Annotated in this window: 11 protein-coding genes; 8 read left to right on the forward strand and 3 right to left on the reverse strand. The window is 32.2% G+C overall.

Annotated elements, in window-relative coordinates; all coding sequences use genetic code 11:
• Positions 1-2: 2 nt before the first annotated feature.
• Both H9L18_RS05300 and araD read left to right on the forward strand, forming a co-directional pair.
• Positions 3-860, forward strand: coding sequence for an L-ribulose-5-phosphate 3-epimerase (locus H9L18_RS05300; protein ID WP_126794143.1), 858 nt, complete (start codon positions 3-5; stop codon positions 858-860).
• Positions 853-1563: an L-ribulose-5-phosphate 4-epimerase AraD gene (gene araD, locus H9L18_RS05305; RefSeq protein ID WP_126794140.1), complete on the forward strand. Its 711-nt coding sequence runs from the start codon at positions 853-855 to the stop codon at positions 1561-1563. Before H9L18_RS05300 ends, araD begins: the two co-directional genes overlap by 8 nt.
• A 44-nt stretch (positions 1564-1607) precedes the next feature.
• On the opposite strand, the gene H9L18_RS05310 is transcribed toward araD, so the two are convergent.
• Complete coding sequence (locus H9L18_RS05310; protein WP_126794137.1) at positions 1608-2213, reverse strand: TetR/AcrR family transcriptional regulator; 606 nt, start codon at positions 2211-2213, stop codon at positions 1608-1610.
• A gap of 176 nt (positions 2214-2389) precedes the next feature.
• Here H9L18_RS05310 and H9L18_RS05315 point away from each other — a divergent pair, with 176 nt between their 5' ends.
• Both H9L18_RS05315 and H9L18_RS05320 read left to right on the forward strand, forming a co-directional pair.
• The gene (locus tag H9L18_RS05315) at positions 2390-6637 is read left to right on the forward strand and encodes a 2-hydroxyacyl-CoA dehydratase (RefSeq protein WP_126794134.1); all 4248 of its coding nucleotides are present in this window, start codon (positions 2390-2392) and stop codon (positions 6635-6637) included.
• A 90-nt stretch (positions 6638-6727) separates the two neighbouring features.
• On the forward strand, positions 6728-7435 hold the full coding sequence (locus H9L18_RS05320; RefSeq protein ID WP_126794131.1) for a GntR family transcriptional regulator: 708 nt from the start codon (positions 6728-6730) through the stop codon (positions 7433-7435).
• Positions 7436-7498: 63 nt separating this feature from the next.
• On the opposite strand, the gene H9L18_RS05325 is transcribed toward H9L18_RS05320, so the two are convergent.
• A complete protein-coding gene (locus H9L18_RS05325) occupies positions 7499-8134 on the reverse strand; it encodes a YigZ family protein (protein WP_126794127.1) in 636 nt (211 codons plus the stop codon).
• Positions 8135-8190: 56 nt separating this feature from the next.
• Between H9L18_RS05325 and H9L18_RS05330 the strand changes: the two genes are divergently transcribed.
• Positions 8191-8748, forward strand: a complete 558-nt coding sequence (locus H9L18_RS05330) for an LptM family lipoprotein (RefSeq protein ID WP_126794124.1) — start codon at positions 8191-8193, stop codon at positions 8746-8748.
• Positions 8749-8800: 52 nt separating this feature from the next.
• Here the strand turns inward: H9L18_RS05330 and H9L18_RS05335 are convergent, their stop codons facing one another.
• Complete coding sequence (locus H9L18_RS05335) at positions 8801-9727, reverse strand: alpha/beta fold hydrolase (protein ID WP_126794121.1); 927 nt, start codon at positions 9725-9727, stop codon at positions 8801-8803.
• A 102-nt stretch (positions 9728-9829) separates the two neighbouring features.
• On the opposite strand from H9L18_RS05335, the gene H9L18_RS05340 reads away from it, so the two are divergent.
• The 3 genes from H9L18_RS05340 to hpf all read left to right on the forward strand — a co-directional run bounded on the left by H9L18_RS05340 (position 9830) and on the right by hpf (position 12555).
• On the forward strand, positions 9830-11161 hold the full coding sequence (locus H9L18_RS05340; protein ID WP_126794118.1) for an ATP-dependent helicase ComFA: 1332 nt from the start codon (positions 9830-9832) through the stop codon (positions 11159-11161).
• Positions 11162-11220: 59 nt separating this feature from the next.
• Positions 11221-11865, forward strand: a complete 645-nt coding sequence (locus H9L18_RS05345; RefSeq protein ID WP_126794115.1) for a ComF family protein — start codon at positions 11221-11223, stop codon at positions 11863-11865.
• 135 nt (positions 11866-12000) lie between these two features.
• The gene (gene hpf / locus H9L18_RS05350; RefSeq protein ID WP_126794112.1) at positions 12001-12555 is read left to right on the forward strand and encodes a ribosome hibernation-promoting factor, HPF/YfiA family; all 555 of its coding nucleotides are present in this window, start codon (positions 12001-12003) and stop codon (positions 12553-12555) included.
• Positions 12556-12667 lie beyond the last annotated feature (112 nt).

Below are 12667 nucleotides of genomic sequence, written 5' to 3' on the forward strand. Positions count from 1 at the left end.
TAATGCCACAAATTGGTATTTACGAAAAAGCATTGCCGAAAGAAATAAGTTGGGAGGAAAGACTTCGATTAACTAAAAAGATGGGATTTGATTTTATTGAGATGTCTATTGATGAGACAGATGAACGTCTAGCTAGACTTGATATGTCACAGGATGAAATAAAAAAAATCAGAACTTGTTGTCAGGTAGAAGGAGTTCGAATTAACTCAATTTGTCTGAGTGGGCATAGAAGATTTCCTTTTGGCTCAAATAATCTAGAGAAAAGAAAGCAAGCCGAAATTATATTAAATAAAGCAATAGAATTAGCTCATCAATTAGGGATAACAATCATTCAAATTGCTGGATATGATGTTTATTATGAAGAAAAAAGTATGCTTTCGAGGGAAAGGTTTATCGATGGATTAATAAAAGGTGTCAAAAAGGCATCTGAATACGGCATTATTTTATCGATTGAAATAATGGATGACCCATTTATGAATTCTATACAGAAATTTTTAGAGATAAAAAAACAAATACCTTCGCCTTTCTTACAAGTATATCCAGACTTGGGAAATTTATCCGCATGGTCTGAAAATAATCCTTCTCAAGAGATTGAACTTGGGATTGATGCTATAACTTCTATCCATTTAAAGGACACATTACCTGTAACTAAAACAAGTGAAGGTCAATTTAGAGATGTTCCTTTTGGAGAAGGGTGTGTTGATTTTGAAGGAACGTTACGTACACTCTATCGACTAGGTTATGATGGTACATTTTTAATTGAAATGTGGAGTGAAAAGGCAGAAGACTTTGAACTTGAAATAAAAAAAGCTAAAGATTATTTGATTCCTAAATTGAGAAAGGTGGGTTATCATGTCTAGAGCTGATGTTATAGAAGAGATGAAACAAAGAGTTTATGAAGCTAATATGGAGTTACCTAACTTAGATTTAGTAAAATTAACTTGGGGAAATGTTAGCGAAATTAATAGAGAATTAGGTGTTATTGTTATTAAACCGAGTGGAGTTCCTTATAAAGATATGACAAAAGATCAAATGGTAGTGACAGATTTGAAAGGAAATTTAGTTGAAAAAGACAGTTTAAAAGCTTCTTCAGATTTAGCAACGCATGTCGTATTGTATAAAAATTTTGAAACAGTTAATGCGGTAGTTCATACTCACTCGACGAATGCAGTCATGTGGGCACAATCAGGTTTTGATTTAAAAGCATATGGTACGACACATGCTGATACTTTTTACGGTTCTGTTCCATGTACTAGACAATTAACAGAAAATGAAGTACGAAATGACTATGAAGAAAATACTGGAAATGTGATTATTGAAACTTTTCTTGATAGAAAGATAAAGCCTGAGGAGGTACCAGGAGTTTTAGTGAGTGGTCATGGTCCCTTTACATGGGGGGAGACACCATTAAAAGCAGTAGAAAATAGTTTGATATTGGATGAAGTTTGTTTGATGGCTAAGGAAACTGAGCTAATTAATCAAAGAATTTCTTCTATTCCAAGTTACTTGTTAGATAAGCACTATTTAAGAAAGCATGGTAAGAATGCTTACTATGGACAATAAAAAAAACACCTAAAATCATAACTAAAATGATTTTAGGTATTTTTTTATTCCATGACATCAATTCCTAAAACTGTTAGATGTCCATTTCCAACCAATTTAATCACAAGACGTGCCATATGACTTGGTTCAAAATCGGAATCAGTAGTTACCCACCAATGAACAGTACCAATAAAAATAGAGGTCATATATTCAATGATAAAACTAATAGGAACTTCGATTTCATTTTCAGTAATTCTTAATTTTGAGAAAGTTTCTTCATACATGGTTGATAATACTTCTGCAATTTTTTTTCTGAATAATTCACTGGAACTGCCTTCTGTAAGGATTTTAAAGAAATTCTGCTTTTCTTTAATTAAAACAAAAACTTCGGTTAATGTTTTTTCGATTGATTTGATATGAATGAATTGAGACTTGTTAAATTTATCAGCATCTAAAATAACACTCAAATTTGAAATGGCAAACTCCATTACAAAATCATACAAATCAGGCTTATCTTTAAAATGAGCATAAAATGTTGCTCGATTGATCATTGCCTTATCAGCAATATCTTGAATGGTGATAGCCTCATATCCTTTTTGGTCAACTAAAGTTAAAAAGGCATCTACTATCATTTTTTTTGTTCTAATAACACGTAAATCTTGTTTTTTCATCCAAAAACCTCCTATCCAAAACAACAAAATGGATTCATTTGTTGCTTAAATCACAAATAACTCAAGATTGATGATTGAAATAATTCTTATTAAGCATAAAATATACTATATAGTATATCAAACACTTTGTAAGATAATCAACAAGGTGTTGGATTAAAAAAAGGACTGAGTAACAAATGATATTACGTGTAGGAATCGATGTAGGTTCAACAACTGTCAAATGTGTGGTGTTAAATCATCAGAATGAATTGATTTATTCAACTTATCAAAGGCATTTTTCTGATGTGAAACAAGCAACTTTAGATGTCCTTTTTGAAATGAAGGATAGAGTAGGTACAGATCATTCAATGCAGTTCATGATTACAGGATCTGGTGGGATGGGATTATCAGACTTACTTGAAATTCCGTTTATCCAAGAAGTTATTGCAGGAACTAAAGCAGTAGAGGAGATAATACCAGAAACTGATGTTGCCATTGAATTAGGCGGAGAAGATGCTAAAATCACTTTTTTTGAAGGATCATTGGAACAACGAATGAACGGAAGTTGTGCTGGAGGAACAGGTGCTTTTATTGACCAAATGGCAAGTTTACTAAAGACAGATGCTAATGGTTTGAATGAACTAGCTAAAAATCATCATACGATTTATCCAATTGCTTCAAGATGTGGTGTTTTTGCTAAGACAGATATTCAACCGTTAATTAATGAAGGGGCAAGAAAAGAAGATATTGCCGCTAGTGTTTATCAAGCTGTTGTGAATCAAACAATAGCAGGGCTAGCTTCTGGTCGAAAAATAAAAGGAAATGTCGCTTTACTGGGTGGTCCTTTATTTTTCATGAGTGAACTTAGAAATCGATTTGTTGAAACACTTGAATTAAAAGAAGAGCAAGTTATTTTTCCAGATAATTCACAGTTATTTGTTGCTTTAGGAGCAGCACTATCAATAAAAAATGAAGCAACTATTACAATTGATGAGTTAATCGATAGTTTGAAACACTCTAAGAAACAATCTTTAGGTATGGCTGATGCGTTACCTGAGTTATTTAAAGATGAAGAAGAGTTACAAGCTTTTAGAAAAAGGCACGAAAAAGCAACTTTAAAAGAATTTAATTTAGCTGACTATCATGGCCCCGTATTTATCGGGATTGATGCAGGTTCTACAACAACGAAAGTAGTTGTTATAGGAGATGAGTCTCAATTATTATATAGTTTTTACGGGAATAATGAAGGACAACCTCTTGAGACAACTGTTAATGTTTTAATGAAGGTTTATGAAATGATGCAAAAGGATTGTTATGTTGCTAAATCAGCTGTTACAGGATACGGTGAACATTTAATTAAGCATGGCTTAAAGGTTGATATTGGTGAAGTTGAAACAATGGCCCATTATAAAGCGGCAGATTATTTTGCACCAGGCGTTGATTTCATTTTAGATATTGGCGGACAAGATATGAAAGCCATGACAGTTAAAGATGGTGCTTTATCTTCTATCCAATTAAATGAAGCCTGTTCATCTGGTTGTGGTTCTTTTATCGAAACATTTGCTAAAAGTTTAAACTATAATGTGGAAGATTTTGCCCAAGCGGCGTTGGAATCTGGAACTCCTGTTGATTTAGGTTCTCGTTGTACTGTTTTTATGAATTCAAAAGTAAGACAAGTTCAAAAAGAAGGAGCGACTCCTGGAGATATTTCTGCGGGATTAGCTTATTCAGTGATTAAAAATGCTTTATATAAAGTGATAAAAATGAAACAGTCGGATGATTTAGGCGAAATTATTGTCTGCCAAGGTGGAACTTTTTATAATGAATCTGTTTTAAGAGCATTTGAATTGATTAGTGGTAGAGAAGTTATTAGACCTAATATTGCAGGTTTAATGGGAGCGTACGGGGCTGCTTTGATTGCTTTAGATGAATATTCTTTAGATGAAAAAGAAAGTGAGTTATTAAGTGCGTCTGAGATGAAAGCTTTAGAATCAAAAAAAGAGTTTAGTCATTGCGGATTATGCGAAAATAATTGTTTATTAACAGTAACTCTTTTTTCTGATGGTCGGAAATTTATTACAGGAAATAGATGTGAAAGAGGAGCTCAGCAAAAAATTACGAAAGCAGAGCGTCGTGAAAATTTAGTTGAGTATAAATACCGTCGTTTGTTTAAATATCGTCCATTGAAAGAAGAAGAGGCTAAAAATGGAACAATTGGCATTCCAAGAGTTTTAAATATGTATGAAAATTATCCTTTATGGCATACCATTTTTACTGATTTAGGATTTAAAGTGGTTCTATCTCCTAAATCAGATAAAGAACTTTATGAAAAAGGAATTGAGACCATACCAAGTGATACGGTTTGTTATCCAGCTAAGTTAACTCATGGACACATAGAAGCTTTAATTGAAGAAAAAGTAGGTATTATTTTTTATCCTGGTGTCGTTTTTGAAAGAATTGAAGATGCTTCGGCAGATAATCATTTTAATTGTCCGATTGTTCAAAGTTATTCAGATGTTATAAAAAATAATATGGATATTATCAGAGAAGGTAAAGTTGATTACCGTAATCCATATTTGAATTTAGCAGATAGTGATTCTGTCGTGTCTCAACTTCAAGACTGTTTTAGTGACTTTAATTTTTCTCAAGAAGAGATAAAAAAAGCAGTCTTACATGGTTATGATGAACTAGATTCTTTTAAAAAAGATATTCAAAAACGCGGTGAAAAAGTTCTTGAGAAAATGCAAAAAAATAATCAAAAGGGAATTGTTTTATCCGGACGACCTTATCACATTGATCCAGAAGTAAACCATGGAATTGCTAATATTATCACTCAAGAAGGATTCCATGTCTTAACAGAAGATAGTATTTGTCATTTAGGAGATGTTAAAAATTTACGAGTTGTGAATCAATGGGTTTATCATTCAAGATTATACGGAGCAGCTAGAGTTGTCGCTAAAATGCCTAATTTGGAGTTAGTTCAACTAAATTCATTCGGGTGTGGATTAGATGCAGTTACAACGGATCAAGTCGAAGAAATTATGGCTCAATATGGTCGAATTTATACTGTTTTAAAAATTGATGAAGGGTCAAATTTAGGAGCTGTTAGGATTAGACTTCGTTCGTTGAAAGCAGCGATTAAAGAACGAGAAAAAAATCATGTTGTTCCAATGAAAAAAATAGAAGAAACAGAAAAAGTAGTTTTCACAAAAGATATGAGAAAAAAACATACACTGCTTCTTCCGATGCTTAGCCCTATTCATCAAGAAGGGTTAGTTGATGTAGCTCTAAAAGCATCAGGATACAATGTAGTCTGTTTACCTAGTGAAGATAAAAAAGCAATTGATATAGGTTTGAAATACGTGAATAACGATGCCTGTTATCCTGCAATTATATCAATTGGCCAATTAATTGAAGCACTTCAGTCTGGTGAATACGATGTTAATAATACTAGTGTCATGTTGACTCAAACAGGTGGTGGGTGTCGAGCAACCAATTATATTCCATTACTTAGAAAAGCGTTAGTTGATGCTGGATTTGATCAAGTACCAGTTGTTTCAATTTCTTTAGGTAATCAAGGAGTTGAATCAAATCCTGGCTTTAAGATGAGTATTCCATTAATGAAAAAAGTAGCTATTGCCTTTTTATATGGAGATTTATTTGAAAAAGTTGTTTATCGAACTCGTCCTTATGAAGATGTGATAGGCTCTGTAAATGAACTTCATGATGAATGGATTAAAAAGGTAACCCATAGCGTTGAAATTGGCTCTTTTAGATTATTCAAAAAAAACATGAAACAGATTGTTGCTGATTTTGATAGAATACCTCTAAAAGATATTCAAAAACCTAAAGTAGGAGTTGTTGGTGAGATTCTTGTTAAGTATTCTCCAACAGCAAATAATGATGTGGTAGGTATTTTAGAAAGTGAAGGAGCAGAGGCTGTTGTTCCGGGTATTATAGGATTTATGAATTATTCACTTTACAATAACATTTGGAAATACGAAAATTTAGGTTTTAGTAAAAAATCTAAATGGTTAGCTGAATTTGCGATTAAATTGATAGAGTACTGTGAAAAACCAATGAATCAAGCATTAATAGCTTCCGAACGATTTTCTGGTATCACACCTATTGATAAATTAGCCGATGACGCGAGCAAGATTTTATCGATTGGGAATCATACAGGTGAAGGCTGGTTCTTAACAGGTGAAATGATTGATCTATTGAATAATGATGTCTTAAATATAATTTGTATGCAACCGTTTGGCTGTTTACCAAACCATGTGGTTGGAAAAGGAGTTATGAAAGAATTACGTCATCAATACCCAATGGCTAATATTTCAGCGATTGATTATGACCCGGGTGTTTCAGTCGTAAACCAATTAAATCGTATTAGGCTCCTATTAGCTACTGCAGAAAAAAACATGAGTGAAACTGTACAAATTTAGAAAATAGTTCTTGAATAAAAGAATCTAGTTGTATCCTTTGTCTATACCAGTTATAATATGTTAAAGAAAAAAAGAAGGATGTGCTGGAAAATGGCGTCTAAATTACCCGTATATTTAAAAATTCATGATCAAATTAAATCAGAGATTGAAGAAGGTAAGTGGCATGTTGGAGATCGTTTGCCATCTGAAAGAGAATTATCGGAAACCTTTAATGTTAGTCGAATGACTTTACGTCAGGCTATTCAAACATTAGCAGATGAGGGGATTTTAGAGCGTAAAATTGGTTCCGGGACATATGTTGCAAGAAAAAAAGTCCAAGAAACAATGCTTGGTACAACTAGTTTTTCAGATATTATAAAGTCGCAAGGGCAGATTCCTTCGAGTAAAACTATTTCTTATTTTGTTACGAAACCAAGTTCAAGTGAAATGGAACGTTTGAACTTAACTGAAAAAGAAGATATTTTAAAGATGGAGAGAATTCGTTACGCTGATGACGTACCGATTTGTTTTGAAGTGGCAAGTATTCCTTATCATTTAGTTTCTAATTTTGATAAAGAGCAAATCACTACTTCGCTTTATAAGGCAATAGCAGAAGAAGGTAAAAATACGATTGGTAAATCTTCTCAACGTATTTCAGCAGTTATTGCTTCTGAAAAAATTGCTCATTTTATGGATATTAAACGTGGAGAAGCTATTTTAAAAGTCAGCCAAATTTCTTATTTTGAAGATGGCGTTCCTTTTGAGTATGTTAGAAGTCAGTACGTTGGAGAAAGATTTGAGTTTTTCTTAGAGAAATAAAAAGGAAGAAAAGTTTCACTTGTTCTTAGTGATAAGAACAGTAAACTTTCTTCCTTTTTTTGATTAGAGAGGAATTTCGACATAATCTGTTTCACCAAGAGTTATGTCACAGTTATTGCTTAATAAATCAACGATGTCTTCTTGACAAGTTGTGACGTCTGCTTCATCAGCCATAATAATCATAGTTACTTTGTCGGTAAATAAGGTGTCTTTTAGTGTGTATTCAGGTTTATTTTCTAGAAAATGTTGGACTTTTCCATGAAGCGAATAATCTAGAGTAACAAGGACTTCTTGTTGTAGTTTTCCTTCAACTAATCCTACATGTTCTAAAGTTTCTGAAACAGAGTTACTATAAGCACGGATTAGTCCTCCAGCACCTAACTCTGTACCACCAAAATAACGAGTTACAACGGCTAAAACATTATGTAATTTTTTTACTTTAAGAACTTCCAACATAGGAACACCAGCTGTTCCGCTAGGTTCACCATCATCACTTGAACGCTGAATTTGTTGGTTTTCACCAAAAACATAAGCCATACAATTATGGTTTGCCTTCCAGTGTTCTTTTTTGATATGTTGAATGATTTCTTTCGCTTCATCTTCTGAATCAATTCGCTTAAGAGTGCAAATAAAACGGGATTTTTTTATGACAATTTCAAACTGTCCATTCTCTTTTATGGTATAGTAATGTGATAGCATGAGTAACCTCCAAGTTAGTTTAGTGTTGCTATAATGAAAAATGAGAGGTGTAAAACGTGAAAAAAATAATTTTATTTTTACTACCAATTCTTAGTTTAAGCTTTTTAGTGGGCTGTGGTCAAACGAAAGATAAAAAAGAAGTGAATCAAGTAAAAGAAACAGATCCTAAAGATGCTCTAACTTATACATTTACGTTAGACGAGCATGATTATCGATTTAAACTACTTGATGGATGGATTAAATTTCCAAATAAAGATAAAACTATTGTGTTTTTAGTAGCTAATAAAGACACAAAGTCTTTTATGTCTGCTGGTTTTGAACCAAAAGAAACTGATTTAAAGAATTACTCGACTTCTTTTACTAAAAAAGTTGAAGAGGCTTCTGGAAAGATAACAAAAGAACCGGTCAAAAAAGAGTTAAATGGTTTGGATAGCTATTATTTAAATTTTAATTTAAAGGACAACAAAGACAGAAACCTAACATATAAAACGTATTTAGTCGAAACAAAAGACTATTTTATCAACTTAGCTGCTTGGACAAGTGATGAAAAGCCATCTGAAAAAGTTTTAGAAGATTTAGATAAAATGTTATCGACTTTTGAACAATTAAAATAAAACAATTGAAACAGTTACTAGTTTTGTGTAACTGTCTCAATTGTTTTTGTTTTTATAAATGATTTGTTAACCAATCATAAATGTCATTCATCACATCTTCTTTTTCAGTTTCGTTTAAAATTTCATGTCTTAAATCATGATAAAGTCTCAATGTAACGTCAGAGAAATAATGATCAGTTAATTCAACAGCAACTTTTCGTGGTCCTTTCCCGTAATTACCAACTGGATCTTTTTCCCCACTAACAATTAAGATAGGTAATTCATTGCGAATTGTTTTAAACCAATTTTTTTGCGTAGCACCATCGACTAAATGGATCAAAGTATAAAAGCCATTATTAGTAAAAATAAAACCACATTTATCATCTGCTTCGTATTGTTTTACGTTCTCTTCATTTTTGGACAACCAAGAATAAGGAGAAGAAGCTTGTTTGATTTTTCGATTGAATCCGCCAAATGATAAGTGATTTAGTCCGTGGTTGACAGCTTTAGGGCTAAGAGTATTTAAACCTTTTACAAGGCGTTTCATTACTTTAATTTCTTCTTTTTTACCTCCAGTGCCCATTAAAACAGCACCATCTACTTTATCTGAATACTCTTTTAAGTAGTTTCTTACAACAAAAGAGCCCATACTATGTCCCATAATAAATAGAGGAATATTTGGATATCTTTTTTTGATGTAGTTAGTTATTTGATAGGTATCTTCTACTAAAATTTTAGGGCTATCACCTTTTGAGAAATACCCATAAGTAGGATTTTCGATAGCAACAGATTCTCCGTGGCCAAGATGATCATGACCTACGACTAAAATATTATTTTCATTTAAAAATTCTGCGAATTCATTGTAACGCTCAATATATTCAGCCATTCCATGTACAATTTGCAGAATCGCTTTAGGAGCTTTATTTAGATCTGGTTGCCAAATAACGCCGTTTAAATCAGTTTTTTCGTCAGTTGACTCGATCACAAAGTATTTTTTCATCCCGTACATCCTTTCACATCTAATTACTTACTTGCTATTATAGTCTATTTATAAAAAATCAACTAGTATTCCGCGTACTTTTTATTAAAAGAGGTGATTTTTTTGTCAATTGAGGACTTTTTAAAAGGAAGAAAGCTTTTAAAAAAAGAAATTCCTAGTAAATATCATAGTAGTTTAAAGAAAAATAAGACCATTCTGAAAGAAAAAACAATGATTATTGAAAAAGAAAAAGTCTGTTGCCTACGTTGCAATACGACTCATTTAAAGAAGGACTGTCTCATCTCAAATAAGTATGAGACTTTTTATTATTGTCCAGAATGTATAGGTTTAGGAAGAGTTGAAAGTAAAAATTATTTTTATTCAGTACCAGATAATCATACTGAAAAAAGAAAAATTGCTTTTAAATGGAATGGCGAGTTGACGAAGGACCAAAAGAAGATATCGAAAAACTTAGTTAATTATTATAAGCAGGAAGAAAATCATTTAATTCATGCTGTTACAGGTGCTGGTAAGACTGAAATGCTTTTTGAACTTTTAAAAGTCGCTTTAAAAAAAGGACATCGAGTAGCTGTTGCTTCTCCAAGAGTTGATGTGTGCTTGGAACTTCATCCAAGATTTCAAGCTGTATTTCCTGAAGAATCAATCGCTTTACTGTATGGTAAATCAAAAGAAAAGTATCGCTACACTCATTTTGTGGTGACAACAACGCATCAATTACTTAGATTCCGTGAAGCTTTTGATTTAATTGTTGTAGATGAAGTAGACGCTTTTCCTTATGCAGGTAACCCAGTACTTGAATTTGGCACACAACAAGCTTTAAAAACGACAGGAAAATTAGTTTATTTAACAGCTACACCGAGTGAGAAACTAATGGAGAAAATAGCTAAAAAAGAATTAAAATATAGCCAACTTGCTAAAAGGTATCATGGTTATCAGCTACCAGTCCCAACCTGCCATTTTGATTATTTTTTAGCAAGCCGATTAAAGAAAGGAAAACTCCCTGTCTTTTTGATTAATATTTTAAAAAATCAACATAGGCAATGTTTACTTTTTTTTCCGAATATAGAACGAATGAAGCAGTGTTTTCAATTATTGGAGAGGTTGTTTCCTGATAAAAGAATAGCCTATGTTTATGCTAATGAAGATTTGCGAGAGGAAAAAATAAAAAAGATGAGACGAAAAGAAATTGATTGGCTTCTAACAACTACTATTCTGGAGAGAGGTGTTACGTTTCCAAATGTAGACGTTATTATTTATGAGGCTCATCACCGTGTTTTCACTCAGGCGAGTTTAGTTCAAATATCAGGAAGGGTTGGAAGAAAGAAAGAATTTCCAACAGGAGACATTTATTTTCTACATTCAGGAAAAACAAAAGAGATCAATCAAGCAATTCAGCAAATAAAAATGATGAATGAAAGGGCTGGATTTAAGTGAAATGTGTGTTTTGTCAAAGTTCATTTTCTAAGCATTTACAATTAGGTGAAATATTTTCTTTGAATCAAGGAATAGAAAATAGCTGTTGCCCAACCTGTTTTTTAGAAATTAATCGACTAGACATGACTCAAGGCAATCATTGTCAGTATTGTAAGAAGCAATTAATTAACCAGAAAAGAAATACTTGTGGCGATTGTAGTAGATGGAAAAAAGAATTAGCTCAGTTTGAATTGAAACATTCTTATTTATATGAACATAATGAAAAAATGAAAGAGTATTTTAAACAATTAAAGTTCTTGGGAAATATTGGGATGAAAGATGCTTTTGCTTTAGACATTCATTTACAGTTGAAATCTTTTCAGGAAGAGAAGTATATTATCATCCCTATCCCAATAGCTAAAAAAAGAATGTTAGATAGAGAGTTTAATCAAGTTGAAAGCTTTTTAGACAGTAGCAACATATCTTATGAGCGGTTGTTACATAAAAAGAAACAAACCAAAAGACAGTCTGAATTAAATCGAAAAGAAAGATTAGCTACAGAACAGCCTTTTTTTATAACAAAAAGGTCAGGAAAAAAGATATACCAACAACAAGTTTTACTGGTTGATGATGTTTATACAACAGGAAGAACCATTCTTCATGCTTATGAATGTCTTAAACCATACAAACCACGTGAAATCTGTTCGTTTTCTATAACAAGATAAAATATAAAGCGTTTTTTTATCAAACTTAATTGTCATTTAACTCCTAGTTAGTTATAATAGAGGTAAGAAGAGAAGGATAAGAGAGTGGTCCTTAGAATCTTTCTCTTTGAGTGATAGACGAAAGGGGTAATTAGTATGTTTAGATATAATGTCCGCGGAGAGAACATTGAGGTTACTCAAGCAATCAGAGAGTATGTTGAGAAAAAAATTGGAAAATTAGAAAGATACTTTACTAATGTTCCAGAATCAACAGCACATGTTAATCTAAAAGTTTATTCAGATAAAACTGCAAAAGTTGAGGTTACTATACCATTACCATACTTAGTTTTAAGAGCTGAAGAAACATCACCAGATCTATACGCAAGTATCGACTTAGTCGTTGATAAATTAGAACGCCAAATTAGAAAATACAAAACTAAAATTAACCGTAAATCAAGAGAAACAGCTTTGGATACAGCTGCAGCAACAGCTATTATTGAAACAGAAGCTGCTGATGTACATGAAGAACCTGATTTAGAAATTGTTAGAACTAAACGTCTATCATTGAAACCAATGGATAGTGAAGAAGCTGTATTACAAATGAACATGTTAGGTCATAATTTCTTCATCTTCGAAGATGCAGAAACTAACGGAACTAGTATTGTTTACCGTCGTAAAGATGGCAAATACGGTTTAATTGAAACTAACTAATTAGGATTAAATGAATTAAAAAACGTCAAGAATGAAATATTTCTTGACGTTTTTTTTAATAATTGAAAATAACAAGATTGTGCAGATTTTGGACAATTTTGTACTAATAATA

This window comes from Vagococcus carniphilus (genome assembly GCF_014397115.1).
GTDB lineage: Bacteria > Bacillota > Bacilli > Lactobacillales > Vagococcaceae > Vagococcus > Vagococcus carniphilus.

What these genes read in the sequence shown, in the direction of transcription:
- H9L18_RS05300 (WP_126794143.1), top strand. Translation starts at nt 3, where the DNA reads ATGCCACAAATTGGTATTTACGAAAAAGCATTGCCGAAAGAAATAAGT.
- araD (WP_126794140.1), top strand. Translation starts at nt 853, where the DNA reads ATGTCTAGAGCTGATGTTATAGAAGAGATGAAACAAAGAGTTTATGAA.
- H9L18_RS05310 (WP_126794137.1), bottom strand. Translation starts at nt 2,213, where the DNA reads ATGAAAAAACAAGATTTACGTGTTATTAGAACAAAAAAAATGATAGTA.
- H9L18_RS05315 (WP_126794134.1), top strand. Translation starts at nt 2,390, where the DNA reads ATGATATTACGTGTAGGAATCGATGTAGGTTCAACAACTGTCAAATGT.
- H9L18_RS05320 (WP_126794131.1), top strand. Translation starts at nt 6,728, where the DNA reads ATGGCGTCTAAATTACCCGTATATTTAAAAATTCATGATCAAATTAAA.
- H9L18_RS05325 (WP_126794127.1), bottom strand. Translation starts at nt 8,134, where the DNA reads ATGCTATCACATTACTATACCATAAAAGAGAATGGACAGTTTGAAATT.
- H9L18_RS05335 (WP_126794121.1), bottom strand. Translation starts at nt 9,727, where the DNA reads ATGAAAAAATACTTTGTGATCGAGTCAACTGACGAAAAAACTGATTTA.
- hpf (WP_126794112.1), top strand. Translation starts at nt 12,001, where the DNA reads ATGTTTAGATATAATGTCCGCGGAGAGAACATTGAGGTTACTCAAGCA.